The organism is Vreelandella sp. GE22, from assembly GCF_968212445.1.
Genome location: NZ_OZ309110.1, coordinates 1,999,570 through 2,025,809, shown reverse-complemented (window position 1 = coordinate 2,025,809; position 26,240 = coordinate 1,999,570). Strand labels below are relative to the sequence as shown.

Below are 26,240 nucleotides of genomic sequence, written 5' to 3'. Positions count from 1 at the left end.
CCCGAAGAGGCTTTTAGTGATAAGGGGTGTCCGGGCCCGTTGGCCCGGCGCTCAATAGTTGGTTGCTTGACAGGTATTTCAGGGCATTGCTATAAAACGCAGCTATGCTTTGAGCTTGTACCTGCCGGTGACCGCGCCGTTCAGAGCCATTTTTACGAAACATTTAAGGGGTGAAGTGTGAATAAGTCCGAGCTGATTGAAGCTATTGCCGCGTCTGCAGATATTCCGAAAGCAGCGGCAACCCGCGCATTGGATGCCATGGTCGAGTCCGTCACCGATAGCCTCAAAAAAGGCGATAGCGTTTCACTGGTAGGCTTTGGTACGTTTGCCATTAAAGAGCGCGCTGCGCGCACCGGCCGTAACCCGCAAACGGGCCAGCCGATTCAGATCAGCGCTGCCAAAGTACCCAATTTCAAAGCGGGTAAAGCGTTGAAAGACGCCGTCAACTAATTGGCTCGCGTTTGTTGTAACGTAATGGGCGCATCGCTACGGCGATGCGCCCATGTTATTTTAAGGCCCCTTTTTTGGGCGCGATCAATGGCCGTAACGATCTGAGGCAAGCATGCTGCAAAGTATTCGCAATGGCTCCCGTAGCTGGGGCGCTAAAATCATTATTGGGCTCATGGTGGCCGCCATGGCGCTTTTTGGCGTGGAGTCGCTATTCAGCGCCTTCGGCCGCGACCCAAACCAGGTGGCAAGCGTCAACGGCGAGCCCATCATGCGCCAGCAGGTAGAGCTTGAAGTGCAGCGTGCGCTACGCTCGGGTCAGGTACCGCCAGAGCAGGAGCGTGCCCTTAGAAACGACGTGATCGACCAGTTGATCACGCAAAAACTGCTGGGTCAGTATGCCGATGAGGGTGGCTTTTACCTCTCCGACGACCAGTTGGATCAGATCATTATCACCCTGCCGGAGTTTCAAGACGGGCAAGGCCGTTTCAATGCGGATATTTTCCGTAACCAGCTTGGCCGGGCCGGCTACACGCCGGTGGCGTTTCGCGAAGAGCTGAAGGGCGATCTCAAGCGCCGCTACCTCCAGCAGGGCCTCGCCCAGAGTGACTTCGTGCTGCCCAACGAGCGCGAACGCCTTTTGGCGCTGCAAAACCAGCAGCGTAGCTTTCGCTACGTGATGCTCGACCAAAGTGATATCGACTTTGCGCCCACCGTCACCGACGACGATGTCCAGGCGTACTACGACGCCAACCCGGAGCGTTTCGAGCGCCCGGAACAGGTGCAAGTCGAGTACGTACTCATCGACCGCCAGGAGATGGCCGACGATGTCGAGGTGGACGACGAAGCGCTGCGCGAAGCCTATCGCGCGCAGAGTCAGTCCAGCGACCGTCGCGTGTCGCATATCATGATTACCTACGGCGACGAGCGCAGCCGCGATGAAGCCCAAACGCGCGCCGAGCAGGCGCTGGCGGCGATCGAGGCGGGCGAATCCTTCGAGGACGTGGCGCTGGAATACTCCGATGACACCGCCAGCGCCGAACAGGGCGGCGACCTTGGCGTCATCGCCTCCGGTATCATGGGCGAAGCCTTCGACGACGCCGCGTTCAGCCTGGCCGAAGGCGAAACCTCCGAGCCGGTCGAAATGAGTGACGCCTTCCACGTTCTACAGGTGACCGAGATCGAGGGGCCCTCTTTCGAAGAGCAGCGCGAAACCCTCATGCATACTGCGGCGATCAACGAGGTCAGCGACGACTTCAACCGCCAGGTGCAGCGCCTGATCGACGAAAGCTTTGCGGCGGATGATTTGCAAAGCGTGGCAGAAGATCTGAGCCTTACGCTCTTTCAGACCGACTGGATTACCCGAGACGGCGGCACCGGCGTGCTCTCCGAGCCCGGCGTCATGAGCGAAGCGTTCACCGACGATGTGCTGCAAGACGGCTACAACAGCCAAGTCATTGAGCTTGACGACGACCGCCGCATGGTTCTGCGCGTGGCGGAGCACCGCGAGGCGACGCTGTTGCCGGTCGAAGAGGTGCGCGACGACATCGAAGGGTTCGTGGCCGCCTCTCAGCGCCAGCAGGCGCTTCAGGATGAGGCCGATCGGCTGATTGCTGCGCTCGAAGCCGGCGAAGAAGTCGATATTGACTGGCAGCAGGCAGAGGGTGTCTCCCGCCAGGGGCCCACGGCCTTACCGGCAACGCTGGTGGATGGCGTATTCCGCATGCCGCGCCCGGCAGAGGGCGAAAGCCGCTACGCTAGCGTTTCGATGCCCTCGAACGTCAGCGTCGTGGCGCTCGACGACGTCATCGCCGGTAGCGAAGAGCGGGATGAGGCCAGTGATTTCGTCGCGCGTATCTCCGAGCAGCTGCGCGCCCAGGCCGCCGTCGAAGGTCTGATCGCCTCGCTTAGAGACGACGCCGATATCGATCGCTAAGCGCCGATTAAAAGCGCGTTACGCAAAAGCCGACCCCTTGGGGTCGGCTTTTTTTATACCTTTTTTTATATCTTGATCACTCGCTAGGCGGGGGTGATGCGAGCGGAAACTGGCGAAGTTCGGGAACGGCGAGCGCGCCTTCGGTGGGTTCGATGACGATGTCCCAGCCGTACTCGGTGCTCCAGTCTCCCAGCACGAAGCGCTTGGCGGGTACCTCTTCCACGGTAAGCTCGTGAACCATCGGGCGGTGGGTGTGACCATGAATCATGGTGCATACTCCGTGACGGCTCATTAGTGCCGTCACCTCGGCCGGGGTGACATCCATGATGGCTTCATGCTTGCCGGCGTTGGCACTACCCGACTCGAGGCGCAGCTTTTTGGCAAGCGCCAGGCGCTCCTGCAGGGGCATGGCGAGAATTTGCGCCTGCCACTCCGGGTTTCGCGACTGGGCGCGAAACGCCATATAGCTCTCGTCCTGGGTGCAAAGGCTATCGCCATGCAGCAACACCAGCGGTAACCCCTGTAGCTCGGTCTCCAATACCTCGGGCAAGAGCGTGGCCCCGCAGGCGCTGACAAAACGTTCGCCAAGCAGAAAGTCGCGATTGCCGTGCTGAAAATAGATGTCGGTACCCGCATCGCTCAGCGCGCGCAGGCGCTTGATGACGTCAATAGCGACCTCAGCGGTTGGGTGGGGCGTATCCAGCACATCGTCGCCAATCCAGGCATCGAACAGATCGCCCAGTATATAGAGCGCCTGCGCGCCCCTGGCGGTGTGTTCTAGGTAGCGGTAAAACCCCTGATTGATTTCGGGGGTATCGCCGCTTAAGTGCGTGTCGGCTACCAGCAGAGTGCGCATAAGGCTCCCGGACTCAATCTTCTTTAACGTAGGCGCGCTCGATAATTACGTCTTCCGCGGGCACGTCGGCGTGCATGCCGCGGCGTGTGGTGCCGACGCTCTTGATGGTGTTGACCACGTCCATACCATCGGTCACTTCGCCAAATACTGCATAGCCCCAACCTTGCAGGTTTTTGCCGCTGTGGTTCAAGAAGCTATTGTTACCCACGTTGATGAAAAACTGCGCGGTGGCCGAGTGCGGATCCTGGGTGCGCGCCATGGCCAGCGTGCCGATTTTGTTTTCCAGACCGTTGTCGGCCTCGTTCTCGATCGTATCCCGGGTCGGTTTCTGTTCGAAATCCTGATCGAAGCCGCCGCCCTGGACCATGAAGCCATCGATCACGCGGTGAAACAGCGTGCCGTCGTAAAAGCCGTCGCGCACGTACTGCTCGAAGTTGGCGGCGGTTTTGGGCGCTTTCTCGAAATCGAGCGCGACGGTGATGTCACCGAAGTTCGTCTGTAATACGATCATGAATAAATTCCCATTGAATAAAAGCGTTCGCCTTGGCGCTGTGCATCGGCGTCGCGTTATAATAGCGGTTTTGCCCGGCGCCGCGAAGCGCTAAGGCTTTTAGCTTGGATTCTAGATGCTTAGGGTCTAGTCATCCGGGTTTTAGAAGCTTAGGCGTCAGCCGGCCGGCACGCCATCCACTGTGAGGTTATCAACACCGCCATGAGCAACGAGACCACCAAAGCGCCGAACTTCATTCGCAACCAGGTAAGCGACGAGATCGACAGCGGGCAGGTCAGCAAGATCGTGACCCGTTTCCCGCCGGAGCCCAACGGTTTCCTGCACATTGGCCATGCAAAATCGATTTGTCTGAACTTCGGGCTGGCCCAGGACCTGGGGGGCGACTGCCATTTACGTTTCGACGACACCAACCCGGCCAAGGAAGAGCAGGCCTATATCGACGCCATCAAGGAAGACGTCGAGTGGCTCGGGTTCGAGTGGGCCGGCGAGGTGCGCTATGCGTCCGACTATTTCGACCAGCTCTACGCCTGGGCGCAGCACCTGATTCGTGAAGGCAAGGCCTACGTGGATGACCTGAACCCGGATGAGATTCGCGAGTACCGCGGCACGTTGACCGAACCGGGAAGGCCGAGCCCTTACCGTGAACGCAGCGCCGAAGAGAATCTGGATCTTCTCGAGCGCATGCGCCTGGGCGAGTTCGGCGAAAGCGAGAAGGTGCTGCGCGCCAAAATCGATATGGCCTCGCCGAACATCAACCTGCGCGACCCGATTCTCTATCGCATTCGCCATGCAAGCCACCACCAAACCGGCGATGCCTGGAAGATCTACCCGTCCTATGATTTCACCCACGGTCAGTCGGATGCCCTGGAGGGCGTGACCCACTCGATCTGCACGCTGGAGTTCGAGGATCACCGCCCGCTTTACGAGTGGTTCTTGAACAACCTCCCGGTGCCCAACACGCCGCGCCAGATCGAGTTCGCCAGGCTCAATCTCAACTACACCTTGACCTCCAAGCGTAAGTTGAGGTTGCTGGTCGACGAACAAATCGTCGATGGCTGGGACGACCCGCGTATGCCGACCATTTCGGGTATGCGCCGTCGCGGCTATACGCCGGCATCGATCCGCAAGTTCTGCGAGATGATCGGCGTGACCCGCGCCGACGGTGGCCTGGTCGATATCGCCATGCTGACTCATGCGATCCGCTCGGATCTGGAAGACAACGCGCCGCGGGCCATGTGCGTATTGAAGCCGCTGAAGGTCGTGCTGACCAACGTCGACGAAGGCTTCGAAGAGACCTATGACGTGCCGGGCCACCCCGCCCGCGACGACATGGCCGTGCGTAAAGTGCCGCTGACCCGCGAGCTTTATATCGACCAGGACGACTTCATGGAGGATGCGCCCAAGAAGTTCTTCCGCCTGGCGCCGGGTAAAGAGGTTCGCCTGCGCAACAGCTACGTCATCCGCTGTGACGAGGTGATCAAGGACGACGCCGGTGAAGTGATCGAGCTGCGCTGCTCGGTGGATTTCGACACCCTGGGCAAGAACCCGGAAGATCGCAAGGTGAAGGGCGTGATCCACTGGGTCAGCGCTGTCCACGGCGTGAACATGGAGGTGCGTTTGTACGACAACCTCTTCATGGTCGAGCAGCCCGACCGAGACAAGGACGCCGATTTCCTCGATCACCTGAACCCGGCGTCGCTGATCGTTTGCCAGGCGATTGGTGAGCCGAGCCTGGCGGACGCCACCCCGGAGTCGCGCTTTCAGTTCGAGCGGGTAGGTTATTTCTGTGCCGACCGTCACCTCTCTACGCCGGACAAGCTCGTCTTCAATCGTACCGTGGGTCTGAAAGATACCTGGGCGAAAATTCAGAAGAAAGGCTAAGGGGCGTTTATGCATATCTATAATACGCTGACGCGCCAAAAAGAAGCGTTCACGCCCCTCGAGGCCGGGCGGGTCAGCATGTACGTCTGTGGTATGACGGTTTACGACTACTGCCACCTGGGCCACGCCCGGGTGATGGTGGCGTTCGATGTCATTAGCCGCTACCTGCGCGCGCGCGGGTATGACGTCAACTATGTACGCAACGTCACCGACATCGACGATAAGATTTTAAAGCGCGCCGATGAAAACGGCGAATCTATCAGCGCGCTCACCGAGCGCATGATCGACGCCATGCACGAAGACGAGGCGCGCCTGGGGGTACTCCCGCCGAGCCGCGAGCCGCGGGCTACCGGCCACATCGATGACATCATAGCGATGATCGAGACGCTGATCGACAAGGGCTTTGCCTACCGGGCTGATAACGGTGATGTCTACTACCGAGTACGCAAATTCGAAAGCTACGGCAAGCTCAATAACCGCCAGCTCGATGACATGCGCGCGGGCAGCCGGGTCGAGGTCGATACCCACAAGGAAGACCCGCTGGATTTCGTGCTCTGGAAAGCTGCCAAACCCAGCGAGGCCCATTGGGCGTCGCCCTGGGGTAACGGCCGCCCGGGCTGGCACATCGAGTGCTCGGCGATGTCCACGTGCTGTTTGGGCAATACCTTCGACATTCACGGCGGCGGGCCGGATTTGACCTTCCCCCATCACGAAAACGAGATCGCCCAAAGTGAGGCGGCCACCGGCCAGACCTACGTCAACACCTGGATGCACGCGGGAGCCGTCCGGGTCGACCAAGAGAAGATGTCCAAATCTTTGGGCAACTTCTTCACCATTCGTGATGTGCTGACCGAGCACGACCCGGAGGTGGTGCGCTATCTGCTGGTTGCCAGCCACTACCGCAGCGCAATCAACTACTCGGTGGGTTCACTGGTCGAGGCGCGTAAATCGCTGATCCGTTTTTATACCGCGCTCGACGGCGTCGAGCTCGAAAAGGGGGCAAGCGAAGAGGCGAAGGCAAGCGAGTTCGACGCCCGCTTCAAAAGCGTCATGGACGACGACTTCAATACGCCCGAGGCGCTGGCGGTGCTGTTCGATCTGGCCCGAGAGCTCAACCGCGCGAAAGCCGAAACGCCTGCGATGGCACCGCGCTTGGCCTCTGAGCTCGTACGTTTGGGCGGGGTGCTGGGGCTTTTGCAACAGCCGCCCCAGGCCTTTCTCAAGGGCACCGCTCAGGCCGCGATCAGCGAAGCCGAGATCGAAGAGAAGATCGCTGCGCGCCAGGCGGCCAAGGCCAACAAGGACTTCGCCCAGGCCGACGCTATTCGCGATGAGCTCGCCGCCAGCGGTATCGTGCTCAAGGACTCCCGTGAAGGCACCACCTGGATGGTCGAGGCACCTTGATCCGCAAGTGTTAGGGTGTGGCGCTTGACGGCACGCCACCTATACTTAACGCTTTGATGAGCCACTTGAATAAAGGATGATGACAATGCGCTCCATGGTAAAACCCGCACTGGCCGGCTTGGCCCTTATCTTCGCTGCAAGCCATAGCCACGCCGCCGACCCCGTTATCGTGTCGTCTAAAATCGATACCGAAGGCGCGGTGCTGGGCGAGCTGATCATCCAGACCCTGGAGCGCGAAGGCATCCCTACCGAGAGTCGTCTGCAACTGGGCGCTACCAGCGTGGTGCGCAACGCCATTCTCGCCGGCGAGATCGACCTCTACCCGGAATATACCGGTAACGGTGCGTTTTTTTTCGATATGACCGATAGCCCCGTTTGGAACGACGCCGACCAGGCCTATGAGGCCGTGCGTGAGCGCGACGCCGAGCAGGGGCTTGTCTGGCTACGTCCCGCCAGCGCCAACAATACCTGGGCGATCAGCGTGCGCGGCGATGTCGCCGAGACAAACGAGCTGGTCACCCTCGACGACCTGGCCGAGTATCTGGAGCAGGGCGGCGATTTCAAGTTTGCCGGAAGCGCCGAGTTCGTCGAGTCCGAGCAGGCGCTGCCCGCGTTCCAGCAGGCGTATGGTTTCGAGCTGGGAGCTGATCAACTGCTGGTGCTTTCCGGCGGTAACACCGCGGCGACCATGCGCGCCGCCGCCCAGCAAACCAGCGGCGTTAACGCGGCGATGACCTACGGCACCGACGGCGGTCTCAACGCCTTGGGTCTGGTCGTGCTCAAGGACACCAAGGGCGTGCAGCCGATCTATCAGCCCGCGCCGGTGGTGCGTGAAAGCGTGCTGGCAACGTACCCGGCCATGGAAGAGCATCTGGACGCGGTGTTCGAGACGCTGGATCTCGAGACGCTGCAGCGTCTCAACGCCGACGTAGCGGTCAACGGTTTGTCGCCGGACCAGGTCGCCAGTGACTACCTCGATAGCCTGGACGATTAATCGATGCCGAGTAGGATGGCGGCTTTTCTCGACATTCGTGGTAGCCAGTTTGCGCCCAACATCGTTCTGATGGCCCTGGTCGGTGCCATGCTCGCCGCGGTGTGGCTGCTGGGCGTGGTCAGCGTTGCCCCCAACCGTATCGTGCCCGGCACCGCGTTTGGGCTGATTGAAGCGATGGGCAAAACCGGGGCCGTACTCATTACCCTGCTGCTGGTAGCGCTGGGAGCTCTGGCGCTCAAGCCTAACCGCGTCAACTATCAGGCGATGCTGCTGCTGGTCATTTTGATGCTGTTGCTACTGCCCTTTGGGTTGATGGTCGCGGGCCATTTTCTGATCGACCCGGACCTCCCCCAGGCTCGCCTGGGGATCGGTGCGGCGTACTGGACGCTTCTGTTCGTCTTGTTGCTCTGCCTGGTGGAGCTTCGTCTGCGCCTGGGTATCAAGCGCCTTGCCACCACCGCGCTGCTGGTGGGCGTGGCGGTGGTCTGGTGGCTCTGCGCGCGGTATTGGCTTGGCGAGCTTGCCCTGGTGCAGGAGTTTCGCTCGCGCCAGGGGGCGTTTTTCAGTGCACTCACTCAGCATATCGTGCTGGTGGCAAGCGCGGTCGGCGTGAGTATCGTGCTGGGGTTGGCGCTTGCGCTATTGATGCGCCGCTTCGCCCGGGCGCAGAAAGTCGGCTTCGCGCTGCTCAATTTTTTTCAAACCGTACCGAGTCTGGCGCTTTTTGGTCTGCTGCTGGCCCCGCTTGCCTGGCTCGGTGCCAATGTGGCCTTTTTGGGCAATCTGGGGGTGAGCGGGATTGGCAATACGCCGGCGCTGATCGCGTTGATCGCCTATAGCCTGCTGCCGATCGTGCGCAACACCTACATCGCCCTGGGCGCGGTGCGCCCGGATACTCTTGAGGCCGCTACGGCCATGGGCATGCGCTCGAGCCAGCGGTTTTGGCAGGTGCGGTTTCCGCTGGCGCTGCCGGTGCTGCTGGAAGGTGTACGCATCACTACCGTGCAGGCGGTGGGGCTAACGGCGGTGGCCGCGCTGATCGGCGCCGGGGGGCTTGGTACGTTTATCTTTCAGGGCTTGGGGCAGGCGGCCATGGATATGGTCCTGCTTGGGGCGCTGCCGATCGTCGTCATGGCATTGATCGCCGACGCCGGGCTTGGCGCGCTCGCCGACATAACCCGTCACGGAGGACAGCCATGATCGAGCTTAAAAACGTCTCCAAGCGCTTTGGCGATACGACCGCGGTCGACGCTATCTCCTTGAGCATTCCCACGGGCAAATTGTGTGCGCTGGTGGGCACCTCCGGGTGCGGTAAATCGACCACCCTTCGTATGATCAACCGATTGATCCCCCACAGCCACGGCGAGATTCTGCTGGACGGCCAGGGCGTCGAAAGCTTCGATGCGGTCAAGCTGAGGCGGCGCATCGGCTATGTGATTCAAAGCACCGGGCTTTTTCCCCATTGGAGCGTGGCGCGCAATATCGGCCTGGTGCCGCGGCTGCTCAAGTGGCCGGCGGACCAGGTGAGCGCTCGGGTCGAGGAGTTGATGGGCACTTTTAGCCTGCCCATGGACGAGTTCGCGGACAAATACCCCCATCAGCTCTCCGGCGGGCAGGCACAGCGGGTGGGCGTTGCCCGGGCGCTTGCCGCCGACCCGGATATTTTGCTGATGGACGAGCCCTTCGGGGCGCTGGATCCACTCACTCGGGAAAAGCTCCAAGACGAGCTGGCAAGACTTCAAGCCAAACTGCACAAGACCGTCGTGTTCGTCACCCACGACATGGACGAAGCGCTCAAGCTCGCCGACCACCTGGTGGTCATGCGCGACGGCCATATCGTGCAGCAGGGGAGCCCGCTGGCGCTTTTACAACACCCCAATGACCCGTTCGTGGAGTCACTTTTAGGCGGCATCGAGCGAGGGCTCAAGCAGGCGGCTTTGAGTCGGGTACGGGATCACATGGCCTCGCTGGGCTCATCGATTCCTGCCCACTCGCGCATTCCGGCGGACTTTACTCTGCGCCAAGGCCTTTCGATGATGCTGCGCGATCACAGTGACCGGCTCACCGTGGTGGACGCAAATGACATGCCCATCGGCGAACTCTCGCTGCGCCGGTTGATCAAAGAGGCCCGCGCCGACGGGGGAGGCTACCGTGCAGGTCAATAGCGCCGCGTCTGCCGCTCATCGCTTGGCGTTGTCGAAACGCTGGCTTATCCCGCTAGGCTGGGCACTGCTGCTCGCGCTTGGCGTGTTTGGCATGGCCTATTTCGAGGCTCTTTTCCGTTGGGTCGAGCCCGGCGCCCGTCAGGTGATCTACTCGCGGGCGAGCTTCGTGGATCTGCTCGGTCGCCATCTGTTGGTGGTCGGCGTAGCGGGCGTGGTGACCGTGTGCATCGGTATTCTCGCCGGTATCGGCGTGACCCGTGCGCGCGGGCGCGATTTTCTTCCCCTGGCCGGGCAGCTGGCTTCCCTGGGCCAGACCTTTCCGCCGGTCGCTGTGCTCGCGCTTGCCGTACCGGTACTGGGCTTTGGCACACCGGCGATCATCGTCGCGCTGATGCTTTACGGGCTGCTGCCGATTGTGCGCAATACCCTGGCAGGACTCCAAAGTGTCGATGCCAACACCAAGGAGGCGGCGTACGCCATGGGCATGACGCCGCGCCAGATCCTTTGGCGCGTGGAGCTGCCGCTGGCCGCTCCGGTGATTTTGGCCGGCGTGCGCACCTCCATCACCATCAATATCGCCACGGCGGCGCTGGGCGCCACGGTGGGCGCGAGCAACCTGGGCGACCCGATCATCTCCGGTATCGTCAATAACAATATGGCCTACGTGCTGCAGGGCGCGCTTTTGATCGCGCTGCTGGCGCTGACCGTCGATAGCCTTTTCGATCTTTTCCAACAGGCGCTGAGCCGCCGCTTGCCACGCTAAGGCGTCTGCGTTTGACTCGGCGTCTGCCAGGGCGCCGGACCCCCGCCTTAAGTTGTATCCCTAAAGTCGCTTTGCTGAGTTACTGTCCTTGTGTTGCGTCGAGCGCTGCCAGATAAATCCACTGGCAGAAACGTCCGGTACCGACAACACTACCCTCAAAAGGGGTCAATAAGGACAATAATCATGACACGCTTTGATCATCAGCCGACCTTCATGACCGGCGACGAATTTTCCATCCCGACCTTTAGCCTGCTAAGCCCGGAAGGCGAGCTCTACCCGGGCGCGAGCGCCCCGGCGCTCGGCCGCGAGCACGCCAGGCGCTTATATAAAGCCATGCTGGGCACAAGGCTTCTGGACGAGCGAATGATGGCCGCCCAGCGTCAGGGGCGGCTAAGCTTTTACATGCAGAGTACCGGCGAGGAGGCCGCTATCGTCGGCGCCACCGCAGCGCTGGATGATACTGACATGATCATGGCGCAGTATCGCGAGCAGGGCGCGCTTTTGTATCGCGGCTTCACCATCGACGAGTTCATGAACCAGCTTTTTGGCAACGAGCTGGATTACGGCAAGGGCCGCCAGATGCCGGTGCACTACGGCTCGCGCAAGCTTCATTACATGACGATTTCCTCGCCGCTTGCGACCCAAATTCCCCAGGCCACGGGCTACGCCTACGGCCAAAAGCTCGCCGGTGAGGGCCTTTGTACGCTGACATTTTTCGGCGAAGGCGCGGCTTCGGAAGGGGACTTTCACGCCGCGCTCAACATGGCCTCGGTGCATCAGGTGCCGGTCATCTTTTTTTGTCGTAACAACGGCTACGCGATTTCTACCCCGGCAGTCGAGCAGTTCGCCGCCGACGGCATCGCGCCTCGGGCGATGGGCTATCGCATGCACGTCATTCGGGTCGATGGCAACGACGCGCTGGCCGTTTTCGAGGCCACCCGTCAGGCGCGCTGTATTGCGGTGGAGCAGAACAAGCCGGTACTGATCGAGGCCATGTCCTATCGCCTGGCGGCGCACTCCTCCTCGGACGACCCGTCGGGTTATCGCGGTAAAGACGAGGAGGAGACTTGGCGGCTCAAGGACCCGGTACTGCGGCTTAAAAAGTGGTTGATTCAAAACCAGTGGTGGAGCGACGAGGAGCAGTCCCGTGAAGAAGAGCGTCTGCGCCGCGAGGTTCTGGAGACCATGAAACGCGCTGAAAAGCGCGGCTCTCAGCCGCTCGATTCGCTGATTACCGATGTCTACGCCGATGTCACCCCAGAGCTTCAACGCCAGCTCGACGAGCTCAAGCGCCACATTCGCCGCTACCCCGAGGCCTACCCCAGGGGCGCCAAATCGCTGGATCTGGAAATCGAGCCCTCGGCGGATGCTCAAGAGCAGGAGCAATAACATGGCTAAAATGAACCTGCTACAGGCGATCAATAACGCCCTCGATACCGCCATGGCCGAGGATGACAAGGTTCTCTGCTTTGGCGAGGACGTCGGCGTGTTTGGTGGCGTATTCCGTGCCACCAGCCATCTTCAAGAGAAGTACGGCAAGGCGCGCTGCTTCAATACGCCGCTGGTCGAACAAGGCATCATCGGTTTCGCCAACGGTCTGGCCGCGCAGGGCTCGGTGCCGGTGGCCGAGATCCAATTCGCCGACTACATCTTTCCGGCGTTTGATCAAATCGTCAACGAAACCGCCAAGTTTCGCTACCGCTCTGGCGATCTTTTCAACGTGGGCGGGCTGACCATTCGCACCCCCTACGGCGGCGGCATCAACGGCGGGCTCTACCACTCGCAGTCGCCGGAAGCCTACTTCACCCACACGCCAGGCCTCAAGGTGGTGGTGCCGCGTAATCCCTACCAGGCCAAGGGGCTTTTGCTTGCCGCGATTCGCGACCCGGACCCGGTGCTGTTTTTGGAACCCAAGCGCCTTTACCGCGCCTCGACCGGCGAGGTGCCCGAGGAGGATTACCAGCTTCCCATTGGCGAGGCCGAGGTCATCCGCGAGGGCAACGATATCACCCTGGTGGGCTGGGGCGCGCAAATGGAAGTGATCAGCAAGGCCGCCGAGCTTGCCGAAGAACAAGGCATTGCTTGCGAAGTCATCGACCTGCGCACGCTCTCCCCCTGGGACATCGACACCGTGGTGGAGTCGGTGCTCAAGACCGGCCGGCTGGTGGTTAGCCACGAGGCGCCGCTGACCGGTGGCTTTGCCGGCGAGATTGCCGCCACCATCGCTGAGCGCTGCTTTTTGTACCTCGAATCGCCGATCCGTCGGGTGACCGGGCTTGATACACCGTTCCCCCTGGTGCTCGAAAAAGAGTACCTGCCGGATCATTTGAAAATTTTTGAAGCGATTCGCGAAAGCGTCAACTTCTAGCGCCGGGGGAATAACAATGAGCGATTTTGTATTGCCGGATATCGGCGAAGGTATCGTTGAGTGCGAAGTGGTCGAGTGGCGCGTCGAAGAGGGCGAGCGTATCGAGGAAGACCAACCGATCGTCGAGGTGATGACCGACAAGGCACTGGTCGAAATCACCGCGGCGGAAGCGGGGGTAGTCACTAGGCTTTATGTAAAAAAAGGCGAAATCGCCCGGGTTCACGCGCCGCTTTACGCCTACCAGGCCGACGACGAGACGGCTTACCAACCCGGCGAGGATGAGCCCGAAACGCCGGTGCGGGAAGACAAAGCGCCCGAGGGCGAAACCGATATTAAAGCCCGCACCGAGACGCCGCTTCCGCGCTCGGCCGCCCAGGCGGGCAACGCCTCGAGCGCTCAGGCAAAAACGCCGGCAAGCCCCGCGGTGCGCCGGCTGGTGCGCGAGCACGATCTGGAGCTTACGGCGATCACGGGTAGCGGCAAGGCGGGGCGGGTGTTGAAAGAGGACGTGCTGGCGCATCTTGAAGGGGGGAGCGCAGAGGCTCCGGCAAGCCCACCTGCTACGCCCGGCGCCAGCCGAACCGAACCGCTTCGCGGTATGCGCGCGGCGATGGCCAAACGCATGGTGCACGCGGCCAGCACGATTCCGCACTTTCACTACGGCGAGGAGATCGATGTCACCGCGCTGCTGGCGCTGCGCGAGCGTTTGAAGCCCGTGGTAGAAGCGAGCGGCGGGCGTCTGACGTTGATGCCGTTTTTCATGAAAGCGATGGCCCTGGCCCTGGCGCAGACGCCGATCGTCAACGCCCAGTTGAACGAGGCCGGCGACACGCTTCACTATTTCGATGCGTGCAACATCGGTATGGCGGTAGACGGCAAGGCGGGGCTGATGGTGCCCAACGTCAAGGGGGTCGAAGGCTTGACCCTCGTAGCGCTTGCCGAGGAAGTAGCTCGGTTGACCGAAGCGGCCCGGGAGGGGCGCGTCGACCAGGCCGATTTAAAGGGTGGCACCATCACGATCTCGAATATCGGCGCGCTGGGCGGCACCTACGCCGCGCCGATCATCAACGCCCCGGAAGCGGCGATCGTGGCCATCGGCAGGACCCAGTGGCTGCCGCGCTTCGACGCTCAGGGGGAGCTCGAGCGTCGGGCGCTCATGACGGTGACCTGGGCCGGCGATCATCGCTTTATCGACGGCGGCACCATCGCGCGGTTTTGCAACGCCTGGAAGGGCTTTCTCGAGGCGCCGGAGACGATGCTCTTGCACCTGCGCTAACCCTTGAACGTGTCGTTATACGGATAACGCGATGCCCCAGGCGCTACAGCAGTTCTATATTCCTGAGGAGCAGTCGGTTTATCTGCTCAACCATCAGGATGCGCGCAAGCTCAAGGATTGGGTAGCGCTATGCCAGGCGCAGCTAGGCCAACTGGGATTCGAGACCATCGAGCTGATCGGCAAGGGCGCCTACGGTTTCGTGTTCGCCGGGCGCACCGACACCCCTGATGGCCCGGCCCACTACGTATTCAAGTTCTCGCGTATTACGCTGCCCGCCCACCTGCAGGAGCGCCTTGAGGAGGAGGCGTTCATGCTCGACCAGATCACCCATCCGCGCATTCCTCGGCTGATCTCCTACCAGCGTATTCGCGGCCAGTCGATTCTGGTGATGGAGCGCGCGCCGGGGCTGAATCTCGAAGCGGTATCGCTTGGCCAGGGGCGTCTTTCGCCGCGGCTGATCGTACGACTTGCCGCGCAGCTTGCCGATATACTCCTTGCCCTGCGCAAGGAAACCGGCCCTCACGGCCGCCCGCTGGTGCACGGCGATATCAAGCCGTCGAATTTGGTGTTCGATCGCGACAGTGAAACCGTGGCGCTGATCGACTGGGGCTCGTCGGTGTTCGCCCAGCTCGGCGCCGACCTTCAGCCGGTAGGCAGCAACGTCATGGAGCTGATGTCCAATCACCTGCAGCATACCAACGCCAGACTGGGCGATGTCTACTTCATCGGCGAGGAGCAGCTAAATGGGGCGCTTTCGTCGCCGCGCTTCGACGAGCAGGGCGTCGCGGGCACGCTCTACGCGCTCGCCTCGGCGCAGTCGTGTCGCTTTGGTCACCGCGCCATTCCGGCAAGCTCGCTTGGCCTTCCCGTGGAATTCGCCCGCACCCTGGACGCCATGCTGGACCCGGACCCGGTAACAAGACGCCAGGCCGGGGATTACTTTCTCAAGGCGATGCCCACCATGGCCCGGGCGGTGATGGTCGATTTGCCCGAGGACGTCGCGGCGCCGCTGGTGCCGATTTGGGTGCGCCCGGCCAACGCCGATATCGATACCGTGGTGTACAGCTCGCGCAAGGCGTTTTTGCGCGAGGTGAACGCCGAAGAAACGCTCAATGATGTCAACGACGTGCAGCTCGACCGCTACTATAAGCAGTTCATGCAGGGGATGGGGGAAACGGAAAAGGCGTTTCTGGCCTCGGTCAGCCGGTTGGGCAAGTACCCGGTGGTCGGGGGCTTGGCAATTCGCTGGGAAGCCCAGGGCATCTACATCGACTCTTCGCTCAATTTACACGACCCGGCGCAAAAACCTGCCTTCACCCAGGCAGTCAACAACATGGTGCACCTGGCCCGCGCCATTCACCGCCAGGGGGTCTTCAAAAGCTGCCTGTTCAATGCTCGCCAAACGCTGCACCTGGAACGCGCCCGGGAAAACGATGCGTTCGTGCGCCAGCCGGATACCCGCATCCGGTTCGAGCTAAGTGCCATGCCGGAGGAGGCCCGCACCCGCCAGCACAGCTACTTCGAGGATGGCCCGGACCCGGAAGAGCTTTTGAACCTGCCCGCGACCATCATGGCGCTACTCAAAAGGCTCAACGAGATCCACCACACCGGAATGATCATCTTCGAAGCCCACCCGCACCATCTCAAGATTCACAGCTACTACCGGCTACTGGATCCGAGTCAGGAGCGCGCCTTTGGTGCGCTACTCGATCGGATTCTCGACGCGGTCGACCTGATCGAGGGGCTGGGGGTCTCGGGTTTCATGAAGATGCCCTACAAGGATACGCGGTTTTTCTCCCACCTCGAGCGCCAGCCCGAGCGCTTCTACCCCAAAAACCCCCGGGCGCTTTAGAGCCCGCCGAGCGCTTCGCCGCTTGTTATCAACTGCCCTCGTCAGCGTTCAGGGTGCGGGCGGAAAGCCCGCCCAGCCACTCGACGAGCTCGGCGGTGAGCGTATCGCTTGCCGACCCGAAGGCGTCCACGACGTCGGGAATGTCGACGCTTGCCGCCCGCGCCTGGGCGGTAAAACTTTGATTGGCGAGCGGGCGGCGCTGGCTATCGGCGAGCTGCACATCGAGCTGAATGCGCGCCGTCGGCGGGGTCTGATCGTATTCGCTTTGAAAGTGGCGAATCTCGCTTAGCAGCAGCAGATCAGAGGGCAGCCGGTCGACACCGACGCTTTCGAAGAGTGTGCTCTGCTGTAGCGCGCCGATCAGGCGGGTCTGAACGAGCTCCGGAGCGTTTTCGTGCCAGCGCGCGCCTTCGTAAACATTGACGATATTGTGGTCCGGATAAACCACGATGCGGTTGCTGCTAAACAGATGATTGGCTTCCGGCGAGGCGACGCCGAGGCGCAGGCTTGCAAGCGTCGGGTTGCTCGCCGGGGCCTGGCTTGCCGGGGTGGGCAGGCGGTAGAGCGTGGCCGGGTCGGCATCGGGCAACACTGAACAGCCGGTCAACAGGGCAAGCGTCAGCAAAGCGGTAATCGGGGCCTTCATGGTCGAAACTCCTCTACGCGGTCGCGGCCTAGAATGAAGTCGGTGGGGTTCTCTTCCAGGTCGCGGGTGATACGGTCGAGCGTGGTGAGCGTGGAGCGAAGCGCCGATAGCGCCGGGGCAACGTCCTGAGTGCTGCGCAGCGTACTTTCGAGTGCCGCGGCGTTATCGTCGACCAATTGTTCGATGCGCTGGGCGGCCCGGGCGACATCGTCGCTTGCGCTGGCTGCTCTGTCGAAGACGCGCTGGCCATCCTGGCGTACAAGCTGGGTGGTTTCCTGGCTGAGCACTTCGATGTTCTCGAGCGTGGCCGTTGCCTGGCGCGTCGCATCGCCGAACAGCGCCATATTCTCGTCCAGCGCCTCGCGTTGGGAGGCGATCATTTGAGTGATTTCGGCAATATCGGTCAAAATGTTGCCCGCCTGTTCGCGGTTATCGTCGTTGAACAACCGGTTCACGTTCTCGAGAATCGCGTTGACGTTGTCGATCATCTCTTCACCTTCTTCCATGAGCGTGGCGATGGGCGAAGGGTCGGCCTGGATGAACGGGGCGGCGTCGTCGGATTCGGCCTCGAGGCGCGGGCTATCGGGGCCGCCGCCGTGTAGCTGAACCGACATGCTGCCGGTAATGCTGGCAAAGGAAAGTTTGGCCCTGGTGTCGGTTTTTACCGGCGTATCTTCATACACGCGAATGTCGGCAATCACCTGGCGCGGGTCGGTCGGGTCAAGCGAGAGCTCCGTGACATCGCCCACTTCGATGCCGTTGTACTGCACGACACTGCCTACCGACAGGCCGCTGACGCTGCGCTCGAACAAAATGCGATAGGGGCGATAATCCTGCTCGCCGGCCACCTGGCTCATCCAAAGCGCGAAAATGAGCGCCCCGGCCCCGGTAAGCAGGGTAAAAAGACCGATTAGAACGTGATGCGCGCGGGTTTCCATGAGCGTTACTCTTGATCCAATGAAGCGGCGGCGGCACGGCCGCGAGGGCCGTTGAAGTACTCCTGCACCCAGTCGTCGTCGGTTTTGGCGACGTTTTCCAGGGTATCTGCCACCAGCACGCGTTTTTGCGACAGCACCGCGACCCGGTCGCAAGCGGCGTAGAGCGTGTCCAGGTCGTGGGTGACGAGAAAGACGCTAAAGCCGAGCGCGTCGCGAAGGGTCACGATCAACTGATCGAAGGCGGCGGCGCCGATAGGGTCCAGGCCGGCGGTGGGTTCGTCCAGAAACAGAATGTCCGGGTCCATCGCCAGCGCCCGGGCAAGGGCGGCGCGTTTGATCATGCCGCCGGAAAGCGATTCCGGCGACTGCAGCGCCGCCTCCGGCGAAAGGCCCACCAGCGAGAGCTTGATGCGCGCCAGGTACTCGGCGTCTTCCCGGGCAAGCCCGACGTGCTCGATCAGCGGTAGGGCGATATTCTCCTGCAGGTTGAGCGAGCTAAACAGCGCCCCTTGTTGAAACAGTACGCCGAAGCGGCGCTCGACCTGGCTGCGCTCGGCGCTGCTGAGCGTGTCCAGATCGGTACCCAGTACTTCGATGGTGCCTTCGTCCGGGCGCTTGAGACCCACGATGCTGCGTAGCAGCACCGATTTACCGGTGCCCGATCCGCCGACCACACCCAGAATTTCGCCTTTTTTCAAGGTCAGGTCGAGATCCTCATGGACGGCGTGCTCGCCAAAGCGGTTCACCAGCCCGCGTACATTGATGACGGGCTCGTCGGTGTTTTCGGCTCGATCGTACTGGCTCACCAGCCCATCTCCATGAAAAAGAGCGCCGCCAGGGCGTCGATCAGAATCACCATGAAGATCGACTGCACCACGCTCGAGGTCGTATGCGCGCCCACGGACTGCGCGCTACCGGCCACCTTGAAACCCTCCAGGCAGCCAATCACCGCAATCACGAAGGCGAACACCGGCGCCTTGGCAAGCCCCACCAGGAAGTGGTTGACCGAGACATCCTTTTGCAAGGCCGTCAGGAACTGCGAGAGCGGGATATCCAGCGACAGAGTGGCGACCATTGCCCCGCCCAGTAAACCGCTGAGCATGCCGATAAACGCCAGAATCGGCATGCTGACCAGCATCGCCATGACCCGTGGCAGCACCAAAAGCTCGATAGGATCGAGGCCCAGCGCCTTGAGCGCGTCGATCTCCTCGTTGGACTTCATCGCCCCCAGTTGGGCGGTAAAGGCGCTCGCGGTTCGTCCGGCCAGCAAAATGGCGGCCAGCAATACGCCAAACTCGCGTAAAAAGGAGAAGGCGACCAGGTCGATGGTATAAACGGTGGCCCCAAAATCCTGCAGCACCGTCGCCCCCAAAAAAGCCACCACCGCGCCGACCATGAAGGTCAGCAGCATCACGATGGGCACGGCGTTCAGGCCGCTTTGTTGAATATGGGCCACGGTGGCGGTCATCCGCCAGCGTTTGGGGTTGATGAGCACGGGAAGGAGTGTCGCCAGCACCAGACCGACAAACCCGAGCAGGGCGCGCTGCTGCTGCCAAAGGCCCTCGACCTGCTCGCCAATGCTTTCAAGCGCGCGAGTGAAGCGGTTGGGGGGATCGATATCCGGGTCGAGCGATACGTCCATCGCCTCGGCGATACGCTGGATGAGTGCCTGCTGCGAGGCGGGAAGCCCGCTTGCCCACTCATCTATGGATTGGGCGCGTTCGACCCCCACCAGGTTGATCAAAAGCGCCGCACCGGCGGTGTCCAGGCGCTCGAAACCACCAAGCGTCACCTCGGTCCCACTTTCGACCGAGTAAGAGGCAAGACGCGCTTTAAGCGCGCTATAGTGCTCGAGGGTCCATTCACCCTGCAGCGTCAGCGTCCCTCCCTCGCGGGTAATCCACTCCGTTGGCATTCCTGCTCCCGTACGCCTTCGATATCCAGCCGTTAATGATGCATTCAAACGGGCGTTAGTGAAAGGCTACCCGGCGTGTCTTTGTCTGTTTATTCAAAACGTTCAGGAAAATTCCCGCCACGCCGCATAGGTACTCAAAAACACGCGACCGGTGAGCGCCTCGAGAAAATCGCTCTGTTTGAGCCGGTCCATGACCGGGCCCTTGACCTCGGATAGATGAAGTTTGACGTTGGAATCTTTCAGGCGCGCGTTGATGGCGTCCAGACTCTCCAGCGCCGAGGCGTCGATCAGGTTGACCGCCGAGCAGATCAGCACCACGTGTTCGATCTCCGGACGGCTGGCGACTAAATTGTAGACGGTATCTTCGAGGTAGCGCGCGTTGGCGAAGTAGAGACTTTCATCGATCCGTAGCAGGGCGGCGTTCTGGGGGGCTTCGACATTGTGGCGCTCGATGTTACGAAAGTGCTCGGTGTCGGGCACTCGGCCCACCAGCGCACTATGCGGACGACTGGTGCGATAAAGAAACAGCGCAATGGAAAGCGTCACGCCGCCTATGATCCCGGCCTCGATACCTTCGGTCAGCGTTAGCACGATCGTGACCGCCATGGCCGCGAAATCGCTTCGCGAATAGCGCCAGGTCTGGCGTAGCATGGGCATGTCGACCAGGGTCAAAATCGACACCGTGATAGTGGCCGAAAGCGTCGCAATGGGCAGATAGAAAAGCCAGCCGGTAAACGCCAGGGTGACGATAGCGATACCCAGCGCGGTAAAGGCCCCGGCGGCCGGTGTTTGCGCGCCGGCATCGAAATTGATCACCGTACGCGAAAGCCCGCCGGTGACCGGCATGCCGCTGGTGACCCCCGCGGCTAGGTTGGCCGCGCCCAGCCCGATCAATTCCTGATTCGGCGAAATCCGCTGGCGCCGCTTGGCGGCAAGCATCTGGCCCATGGAGACCGATTCGACAAAGCCCACCAGGCTGATCAGCAGCGCCGGTACCAAAAGCGCTTTCCAGAGCGCGCCGTCGCCAAGCGGCAGGCTCAGCTCGGGTAGCCCGCCAGGAATGGCGCCGACCACGGCCACGCCTTTCGATGCCAGCTCCCAATGCCAGCACGCAAGAGTCGTGATAACGACGGCGAACACCGGCCCCGCCTTGGTCAGCAAATCCGCAAGCCCCAGCGGCAGGCCAAGCCGCGTGAAGCCACTTTTGCCGTAGCGGCGCATGGCCACCAAAAACACCAGCGTGCCCACGCCGATAGCCGCGGTATACGGGTTGATCGTTGGGAGATGGGGGAATAGCGTTCTCACGCGCTCGACCAGCGTGAACCCGCTGCTTTCGATTCCCAGAAGGCTGCCTAACTGGCTGGCGGCGATCAAAATGCCCGAGGCGGTCAAAAAGCCGGAGATGACCGGGTGGCTCAGGAAGTTGCTGAAAAATCCCATGCGCAGCGCGCCCATGGCCACCAGTATCAGCCCGGAGAGCAGCGAGAGCACCAGCGCCGCTTCCAGGTAGGCCTCTGACCCTGGCGCGGCGACGCTTGAGAGCGCCGCGCCGGTCATCAAGGCGATGATCGCCACCGGCCCGACTGCCAGGGTGCGGCTGGTGCCCATCAGGGCATAAAGAAGCTGAGGGAGGATGCTCGCATAAAGCCCCACGACGGCGGGGAGCCCGGCGAGCAGCGCGTAGGCGAGCGACTGCGGAATCACCATGATGGTGACGATCAACCCGGCCAGCAGGTCCGCACTGAAAAGCCGTCGATGATAATGGGGTAGCCACGTCAAAATAGGGAAATAGCGCTTGAACATAAGCTCCGTGCTGTCAAAGTATCTTTTAAACCGCTGAACGTTCAGGTCTATGGTTATATTAACGTGTTATAGCGATCATGGCGGCATGGCCTAAAAAAATAACCAATATGTTCCCCCAAAGTGTTACTCCTTTACTGCCAGCAAGGGGGTAAACTCATCGGCTTGGCGCTCATCAAGGTTAGCCTGCTTAAAAGAAACAAAAAAATAACATCCACTAAAAAAGAGTACCGCTTATGTGGCTATGCCGGCTTCTCGCGCCTTTGCTGCTACTGGGGCTATCCATTCCACTGGTGATTCGAGGTGAATCTTGGGCGTACCTGGCGCTGGTTTGCGCACTGCTTGGCGGAGCGGGGCTGGCCGCCGGGGCGCTTTACAACGTCTACCTGGCTGACCAGCAACGCCTTGCCCGTACCCGGGGAATCAAACCGCTCAGGGATTACGCCTCGCTCAAGGCGATGGCGCATCGGTTAATGGGCCGGGCGAGCAGCACGGCGATCGCCTCGGCGGAAGTCTCCCACTACGCCGACCTGATGGATCAACGCCTGGCCCAGCAAGAACGCATGGCCCGGGAGGCCTCCACCAGCACCAGCGCGATCAACGCTGCCATCGTTCAGGTCAGTACCAGCGCTGCTCAAGTCGCTTCACTGGCCGAAAGCGCACGGGATGCGGGGCACCAAAACCGGGATGAGCTGACCGAGATCGTCACCGACATGAGCGATGTGGCGGCGCGCTCGGACGAAGCGCTCGAGATGCTGGCAGCGCTCAACGCGAAGATAGAACGGGTGCGTAGCGTGACCTCAATGATCGAAGAGATCGCCGAGCAGACCCATTTGCTCTCCCTTAACGCCTCGATCGAGGCTGCTCGGGCCGGAGAGCACGGCCGCGGGTTTGCCGTCGTGGCCGGCGAAGTGCGCAGCCTGGCGCTCAAAACCTCTACGGCGACCCAAAGCGTCGAGACACTCGTCAAGGATATGCACCAAAGCGGCCAACAGGTGGTGAGCACGATGCAGCACCTGATGGCCCGGGTCCGCCACCGTTCTGAAGGGATGACCCGGCTTGGCGAGAGCATGGCGTTGATTACCCGGCAGTTCGATCAGGTGCAGCAGGAAATCACCGGTGTCGCCCAATCGATGGCGAGTACCAAAGGACATAGCCAGACGGTCGCGGAGAGTTTGCGCCAGTTGGAAGCGGATGCGGACGAGGGGAACCGCAATATGCACGATTTGGCGGGTCAGGCGCGCGCCTTGATGGCCGCGGCGGAGGAGGTGGACGGCGAGCTCGCTCAGCAGCGTTTGAAAGGGCGCCATCAGGACGTCTTCAAGCTGGCCCGCCACGCGGCGGATCAAATCGGCGCGCTCTTCGAAGGCGCTATCGCTCGAAATGAGCTCACCACCCAGGCGCTCTTTCAAACCCGATACGAGGAGGTGGCGGATACCCAACCAGCGCTTTACCGCACCGGGTTCGATACCTTTACCGACCAACACTTACCGGTGCTACAAGAGCCGCTACTGGCCTTGCACGGGATAAGCTACGCGATTGCCTGCGACCGCCAGGGCTATGTACCGACCCACAACGCGGCAGTGAGCCACGCGCCGACCGGCGACTACGCCTTCGATCTCAAGTACTGTCGCAGCAAACGCATCTTCGACGACCCGACCGGTAAGCGCTGCGGCGCGCATACTCAGGCGCTGCTGCTGCAAACCTACAAGCGCGACACGGGCGAAATCATGCACGACCTTTCGGTGCCTATTTTCATCAACGGCAAGCACTGGGGCGGCTTTCGAGTGGGCTACCCGCCACAGCGCCCGGGGGCCAGCGGCGAAAAGAGCGCTGCCAGCCTAAGTGGCGAAGGGCTAACTAGCTTGCCTCATAACGCGGGCGTGACTGCCACGAGGAGTATGAGTAGAGTGCCAGCCCCAGCCAAATGATGACGAAGGTAATGAGCTGAATCGTACCCAGCGGCTCGTCGAAGATGGTGAGCGCGATCAAAAACTGGATACTTGGGTTGATATACATCAAAAAGCCGAGCGTCGACAGGCGCAGCCGCCGAGCGGCGCCGGCAAAGGCGAGCAGGGGCAGGGTGGTGGCTATGCCGCAGGTCATGAGCAGTACGCTAAGCGGCGCATCGGTGAGAAAGTGCGATTCGCCCTGCAGGCTAAGCCAGGTCAGCGCCAACAGCGCGAGGGGCAAGAGCACCAGCGTTTCGACGAAAAGTCCGGATAGGCCATCGAGCGGCACCTGCTTGCGAAAAAGCCCGTAGCTACCAAAGCTCAGTGCCAGCATCAGGCTGATCCAGGGCAACTCGCCGAGCATAAAGAACTGAATCAGAATGGCGATGCTGGCAAGCCCGACCGCCACCACCTGAAGCCGTGCCATCACTTCACGCAGCACCAGTACGCCAAGCGCCACGTTGACCAGTGGCGTCAGAAAATAGCCAAGGCTTGCCTGGAGCACCTGGCGGCTTTCGACCGCGTAGATATAGAGCCCCCAGTTGATCCCGATCAGCACCGCACAGACCAATACCCGCCCCAGCCGTCGCGGCGCTTTCAGAGCACTCACCACCGGCGCCCAGCGCTTGAGCAGCGTAATCACCCCGACCAGAAAAATGCAGGACCAAAGAATGCGGTGAATCAATACTTCCGGGGCAGGCACGCCCTCGAACAGCGCAAAGTAGAGCGGAAAGCAGCCCCAAAGCACGTAGGCGGTGAGGCCGAAGGTAACGCCTTTGACAGCTTCAGGATCGCGAGCAGGCGGGGAAAGCATAGCAGCCTCATTATTGAAAAATGTTAATCTATCACACAATCTTCACACACACCGGACGATAAGGAGAAGCACCATGACCGAGCTAAGAACGAGCCTGGTGCAGTGCGATCTGCGCTGGGAGGACCCGGCGGCCAACCATGCCCATCTGGAAGAGCTGCTGGGGGAGCTTGATAGCCGCGACACCGACCTCATTGTCCTGCCGGAAATGTTCGCCACCGGCTTCACCATGAACTCCCGCGAAATGGCTCAGCCCATGGAGCAGAGCCAAAGTGTGGCCTGGCTAAAAGCACAGGCCAGCGCCCGGGGCTGTGTTTTGACGGGGAGCGTGGCGGTCGTCGATCAGGGGGAGTACTACAACCGCATGATTTGGGCGACCCCCGAGGGCGTGGTTCACCACTACGATAAGCGTCATCTTTTTCGCATGGCCGGTGAGCACGAGCGCTACGCCATGGGCCCGTCTCGTAAGATCGTCGAGCTCAAGGGTTTCAAAATCCTTTTGAGCGTTTGTTACGATTTGCGCTTTCCGGTGTGGTCGCGCCAGCAGCCCCGCGAGGGCGAGCACTTCGAGTACGATGCGCTTTTATGCGTGGCCAATTGGCCCGCCCCGCGTCGAAAGCCTTGGCGCACGCTGCTTCAGGCCCGCGCCGTTGAGAACCTGGCTTACGTGATGGGCGTGAACCGGGTGGGCGAAGACGCCAAGGGCATGGCCTACAGCGGCGACTCGATGCTGGTCGATTACAAGGGTGAGCCGCTCATCGACTGGCCCAAGGACGCGCCCTTCATCGAAACCGGAACCCTCGACAAAGCGGAGCTCGACGGGTTTCGTGAAAAATTTCCCGCTTGGCAGGACGCCGACCGTTTCGAACTTTTACCAGGAGTAGGCCAGTAATGCGCCTTGACCGTTTTCTCAGTGAAACCAGCTCGCTTACCCGCAGTCTGGCCAAACGCGCGCTTAAAAACGGCGAGGTCACCTTGAACGGCTCGCCGGTCAAGCAGGCATCGACCCAGCTCGACACCCACGAGGACGAGGTGCTGCTAAACGGCGAAAAGCTCGCTTTGGTGGGGCTTCGCTACGTAATGCTGCATAAGCCGACCGATGTCGAGTGTACGGCCCGGCGTGGGCTCTACCCCCGCGTGGTCGATCTGATCGAGCTGCCCAAGGCCGAGCGTCTTCAGCCGGTCGGGCGCCTGGACGTAGACACTACCGGGCTTTTGCTGCTGACCGATGACGGCCAGTGGTCGCACCGGGTAACCTCGCCCAAGCACCGCTGCGCGAAGGTGTACATCGCCGAACTGGCCGACCCGTTGGAGGGCGCCGCCGCCGAACGCGCCGTGGAGAAAATCGCCGAGGGCATTCTGCTGGACGACGACGAAACACCCACCGCGCCGGCCACGCTGGAGTTACTGAGCCCCACCCAGGCGAAGCTGACCATGACCGAAGGGCGTTATCATCAGGTAAAACGCATGTTCGGCGCGCTTGGCAACCGGGTGGTGTCGCTTCACCGTCACGCCATTGGCCCTATCGAGCTCCCCGAGGACCTGGGCCCTGGTGAGTGGCGCGAACTCACCGCCGAAGAAGCCGCCAGGTTCTAGGCCGTTACGATGCCCCAGCAAGCGCCCTTGAAGGGCGCTTTTTTTTATAGCCGGCTTTTATAAACGAGCGTACTCGCGCCTCAAACTGTTCCAGAGATAACTATTTTATACCGTTATCTTATTTTAAGG

Annotated in this window: 23 protein-coding genes; 15 read left to right on the top strand and 8 right to left on the bottom strand. The window is 61.2% G+C overall.

Features of this window, described 5'->3' with window-relative positions:
- Nucleotides 1-177: 177 nt before the first annotated feature.
- Nucleotides 178-450 carry an HU family DNA-binding protein gene (locus ACWHRL_RS09695; RefSeq protein ID WP_447528952.1) on the top strand — a complete coding sequence of 91 codons (273 nt, stop codon included), beginning with the start codon at nt 178-180 and terminating at the stop codon, nt 448-450.
- A 112-nt stretch (nt 451-562) separates the two neighbouring features.
- Entirely contained in the window at nt 563-2,383 is a 1,821-nt protein-coding gene (locus tag ACWHRL_RS09690; protein WP_447893493.1) for a SurA N-terminal domain-containing protein, read from the top strand.
- A 76-nt stretch (nt 2,384-2,459) separates the two neighbouring features.
- On the opposite strand, the gene ACWHRL_RS09685 is transcribed toward ACWHRL_RS09690, so the two are convergent.
- Together ACWHRL_RS09685 and ACWHRL_RS09680 are read right to left on the bottom strand one after the other, a co-directional pair.
- Entirely contained in the window at nt 2,460-3,239 is a 780-nt protein-coding gene (locus ACWHRL_RS09685; RefSeq protein ID WP_447893492.1) for a UDP-2,3-diacylglucosamine diphosphatase, read from the bottom strand.
- 13 nt (nt 3,240-3,252) lie between these two features.
- Nucleotides 3,253-3,750 carry a peptidylprolyl isomerase gene (locus tag ACWHRL_RS09680; RefSeq protein ID WP_447893491.1) on the bottom strand — a complete coding sequence of 166 codons (498 nt, stop codon included), beginning with the start codon at nt 3,748-3,750 and terminating at the stop codon, nt 3,253-3,255.
- Nucleotides 3,751-3,951: 201 nt separating this feature from the next.
- Between ACWHRL_RS09680 and ACWHRL_RS09675 the strand changes: the two genes are divergently transcribed.
- The 10 genes from ACWHRL_RS09675 (at nt 3,952) to ACWHRL_RS09630 (ending at nt 16,453) form a co-directional block, all read left to right on the top strand.
- Entirely contained in the window at nt 3,952-5,631 is a 1,680-nt protein-coding gene (locus ACWHRL_RS09675) for a glutamine--tRNA ligase/YqeY domain fusion protein (protein ID WP_447893490.1), read from the top strand.
- A gap of 9 nt (nt 5,632-5,640) precedes the next feature.
- Entirely contained in the window at nt 5,641-7,035 is a 1,395-nt protein-coding gene (gene cysS, locus ACWHRL_RS09670; RefSeq protein WP_447893489.1) for a cysteine--tRNA ligase, read from the top strand.
- A gap of 94 nt (nt 7,036-7,129) precedes the next feature.
- A complete protein-coding gene (osmF, locus tag ACWHRL_RS09665) occupies nt 7,130-8,029 on the top strand; it encodes a glycine betaine ABC transporter substrate-binding protein OsmF (protein ID WP_447896162.1) in 900 nt (299 codons plus the stop codon).
- 3 nt (nt 8,030-8,032) lie between these two features.
- Nucleotides 8,033-9,229, top strand: coding sequence for an ABC transporter permease (locus ACWHRL_RS09660; RefSeq protein ID WP_447893488.1), 1,197 nt, complete (start codon nt 8,033-8,035; stop codon nt 9,227-9,229).
- Nucleotides 9,226-10,194 carry an ABC transporter ATP-binding protein gene (locus tag ACWHRL_RS09655; RefSeq protein WP_447893487.1) on the top strand — a complete coding sequence of 323 codons (969 nt, stop codon included), beginning with the start codon at nt 9,226-9,228 and terminating at the stop codon, nt 10,192-10,194. Before ACWHRL_RS09660 ends, ACWHRL_RS09655 begins: the two co-directional genes overlap by 4 nt.
- Nucleotides 10,181-10,957, top strand: coding sequence for an ABC transporter permease (locus tag ACWHRL_RS09650; protein WP_447893486.1), 777 nt, complete (start codon nt 10,181-10,183; stop codon nt 10,955-10,957). The genes ACWHRL_RS09655 and ACWHRL_RS09650 overlap by 14 nt, the downstream gene beginning before the upstream one ends.
- A 183-nt stretch (nt 10,958-11,140) precedes the next feature.
- Nucleotides 11,141-12,346, top strand: coding sequence for a thiamine pyrophosphate-dependent dehydrogenase E1 component subunit alpha (locus tag ACWHRL_RS09645; RefSeq protein WP_447528942.1), 1,206 nt, complete (start codon nt 11,141-11,143; stop codon nt 12,344-12,346).
- Between the two features lies 1 nt (nt 12,347).
- Nucleotides 12,348-13,325, top strand: coding sequence for an alpha-ketoacid dehydrogenase subunit beta (locus ACWHRL_RS09640; protein WP_447528941.1), 978 nt, complete (start codon nt 12,348-12,350; stop codon nt 13,323-13,325).
- Nucleotides 13,326-13,341: 16 nt separating this feature from the next.
- Nucleotides 13,342-14,601 carry a 2-oxo acid dehydrogenase subunit E2 gene (locus tag ACWHRL_RS09635; RefSeq protein ID WP_447893485.1) on the top strand — a complete coding sequence of 420 codons (1,260 nt, stop codon included), beginning with the start codon at nt 13,342-13,344 and terminating at the stop codon, nt 14,599-14,601.
- 31 nt (nt 14,602-14,632) lie between these two features.
- Nucleotides 14,633-16,453 carry a protein kinase domain-containing protein gene (locus ACWHRL_RS09630; RefSeq protein ID WP_447893484.1) on the top strand — a complete coding sequence of 607 codons (1,821 nt, stop codon included), beginning with the start codon at nt 14,633-14,635 and terminating at the stop codon, nt 16,451-16,453.
- Nucleotides 16,454-16,481: 28 nt separating this feature from the next.
- Here ACWHRL_RS09630 and ACWHRL_RS09625 read toward each other — a convergent pair whose 3' ends face one another.
- The 5 genes from ACWHRL_RS09625 to ACWHRL_RS09605 all read right to left on the bottom strand — a co-directional run bounded on the left by ACWHRL_RS09625 (nt 16,482) and on the right by ACWHRL_RS09605 (nt 21,755).
- Nucleotides 16,482-17,099: an ABC-type transport auxiliary lipoprotein family protein gene (locus ACWHRL_RS09625; protein WP_447893483.1), complete on the bottom strand. Its 618-nt coding sequence runs from the start codon at nt 17,097-17,099 to the stop codon at nt 16,482-16,484.
- Nucleotides 17,096-18,037, bottom strand: a complete 942-nt coding sequence (locus tag ACWHRL_RS09620; protein WP_447893482.1) for an MlaD family protein — start codon at nt 18,035-18,037, stop codon at nt 17,096-17,098. Before ACWHRL_RS09620 ends, ACWHRL_RS09625 begins: the two co-directional genes overlap by 4 nt.
- Nucleotides 18,038-18,042: 5 nt before the next feature.
- On the bottom strand, nt 18,043-18,843 hold the full coding sequence (locus ACWHRL_RS09615) for an ABC transporter ATP-binding protein (RefSeq protein ID WP_447528936.1): 801 nt from the start codon (nt 18,841-18,843) through the stop codon (nt 18,043-18,045).
- Nucleotides 18,840-19,952, bottom strand: coding sequence for an MlaE family lipid ABC transporter permease subunit (locus ACWHRL_RS09610; protein WP_447893481.1), 1,113 nt, complete (start codon nt 19,950-19,952; stop codon nt 18,840-18,842). The genes ACWHRL_RS09615 and ACWHRL_RS09610 overlap by 4 nt, the downstream gene beginning before the upstream one ends.
- Nucleotides 19,953-20,054: 102 nt before the next feature.
- Nucleotides 20,055-21,755 (bottom strand): SulP family inorganic anion transporter, encoded by a 1,701-nt coding sequence (locus ACWHRL_RS09605; RefSeq protein WP_447893480.1) that lies wholly within the window; start codon nt 21,753-21,755, stop codon nt 20,055-20,057.
- A 233-nt stretch (nt 21,756-21,988) separates the two neighbouring features.
- On the opposite strand from ACWHRL_RS09605, the gene ACWHRL_RS09600 reads away from it, so the two are divergent.
- Nucleotides 21,989-23,683, top strand: coding sequence for a methyl-accepting chemotaxis protein (locus tag ACWHRL_RS09600; RefSeq protein ID WP_447893479.1), 1,695 nt, complete (start codon nt 21,989-21,991; stop codon nt 23,681-23,683).
- Here the strand turns inward: ACWHRL_RS09600 and rarD are convergent.
- Entirely contained in the window at nt 23,613-24,518 is a 906-nt protein-coding gene (gene rarD, locus ACWHRL_RS09595) for an EamA family transporter RarD (protein WP_447893478.1), read from the bottom strand. The genes ACWHRL_RS09600 and rarD overlap by 71 nt on opposite strands.
- Before the next feature lie 73 nt (nt 24,519-24,591).
- Here rarD and ACWHRL_RS09590 point away from each other — a divergent pair, with 73 nt between their 5' ends.
- Together ACWHRL_RS09590 and ACWHRL_RS09585 are read left to right on the top strand one after the other, a co-directional pair.
- Nucleotides 24,592-25,407: an amidohydrolase gene (locus ACWHRL_RS09590; protein WP_447893477.1), complete on the top strand. Its 816-nt coding sequence runs from the start codon at nt 24,592-24,594 to the stop codon at nt 25,405-25,407.
- Nucleotides 25,407-26,111: a pseudouridine synthase gene (locus tag ACWHRL_RS09585; RefSeq protein WP_447528915.1), complete on the top strand. Its 705-nt coding sequence runs from the start codon at nt 25,407-25,409 to the stop codon at nt 26,109-26,111. The genes ACWHRL_RS09590 and ACWHRL_RS09585 overlap by 1 nt, the downstream gene beginning before the upstream one ends.
- Nucleotides 26,112-26,240: the final 129 nt, after the last annotated feature.

What these genes read in the sequence shown, in the direction of transcription:
- ACWHRL_RS09620 (WP_447893482.1), bottom strand. Translation starts at nt 18,037, where the DNA reads ATGGAAACCCGCGCGCATCACGTTCTAATCGGTCTTTTTACCCTGCTT.
- ACWHRL_RS09605 (WP_447893480.1), bottom strand. Translation starts at nt 21,755, where the DNA reads ATGTTCAAGCGCTATTTCCCTATTTTGACGTGGCTACCCCATTATCAT.
- ACWHRL_RS09610 (WP_447893481.1), bottom strand. Translation starts at nt 19,952, where the DNA reads ATGCCAACGGAGTGGATTACCCGCGAGGGAGGGACGCTGACGCTGCAG.
- ACWHRL_RS09645 (WP_447528942.1), top strand. Translation starts at nt 11,141, where the DNA reads ATGACACGCTTTGATCATCAGCCGACCTTCATGACCGGCGACGAATTT.
- ACWHRL_RS09675 (WP_447893490.1), top strand. Translation starts at nt 3,952, where the DNA reads ATGAGCAACGAGACCACCAAAGCGCCGAACTTCATTCGCAACCAGGTA.
- ACWHRL_RS09680 (WP_447893491.1), bottom strand. Translation starts at nt 3,750, where the DNA reads ATGATCGTATTACAGACGAACTTCGGTGACATCACCGTCGCGCTCGAT.
- ACWHRL_RS09585 (WP_447528915.1), top strand. Translation starts at nt 25,407, where the DNA reads ATGCGCCTTGACCGTTTTCTCAGTGAAACCAGCTCGCTTACCCGCAGT.
- ACWHRL_RS09600 (WP_447893479.1), top strand. Translation starts at nt 21,989, where the DNA reads ATGTGGCTATGCCGGCTTCTCGCGCCTTTGCTGCTACTGGGGCTATCC.
- ACWHRL_RS09690 (WP_447893493.1), top strand. Translation starts at nt 563, where the DNA reads ATGCTGCAAAGTATTCGCAATGGCTCCCGTAGCTGGGGCGCTAAAATC.
- ACWHRL_RS09590 (WP_447893477.1), top strand. Translation starts at nt 24,592, where the DNA reads ATGACCGAGCTAAGAACGAGCCTGGTGCAGTGCGATCTGCGCTGGGAG.
- cysS (WP_447893489.1), top strand. Translation starts at nt 5,641, where the DNA reads ATGCATATCTATAATACGCTGACGCGCCAAAAAGAAGCGTTCACGCCC.
- osmF (WP_447896162.1), top strand. Translation starts at nt 7,130, where the DNA reads ATGGTAAAACCCGCACTGGCCGGCTTGGCCCTTATCTTCGCTGCAAGC.
- rarD (WP_447893478.1), bottom strand. Translation starts at nt 24,518, where the DNA reads ATGCTTTCCCCGCCTGCTCGCGATCCTGAAGCTGTCAAAGGCGTTACC.
- ACWHRL_RS09685 (WP_447893492.1), bottom strand. Translation starts at nt 3,239, where the DNA reads ATGCGCACTCTGCTGGTAGCCGACACGCACTTAAGCGGCGATACCCCC.
- ACWHRL_RS09660 (WP_447893488.1), top strand. Translation starts at nt 8,033, where the DNA reads ATGCCGAGTAGGATGGCGGCTTTTCTCGACATTCGTGGTAGCCAGTTT.
- ACWHRL_RS09630 (WP_447893484.1), top strand. Translation starts at nt 14,633, where the DNA reads ATGCCCCAGGCGCTACAGCAGTTCTATATTCCTGAGGAGCAGTCGGTT.
- ACWHRL_RS09635 (WP_447893485.1), top strand. Translation starts at nt 13,342, where the DNA reads ATGAGCGATTTTGTATTGCCGGATATCGGCGAAGGTATCGTTGAGTGC.
- ACWHRL_RS09625 (WP_447893483.1), bottom strand. Translation starts at nt 17,099, where the DNA reads ATGAAGGCCCCGATTACCGCTTTGCTGACGCTTGCCCTGTTGACCGGC.
- ACWHRL_RS09655 (WP_447893487.1), top strand. Translation starts at nt 9,226, where the DNA reads ATGATCGAGCTTAAAAACGTCTCCAAGCGCTTTGGCGATACGACCGCG.
- ACWHRL_RS09640 (WP_447528941.1), top strand. Translation starts at nt 12,348, where the DNA reads ATGGCTAAAATGAACCTGCTACAGGCGATCAATAACGCCCTCGATACC.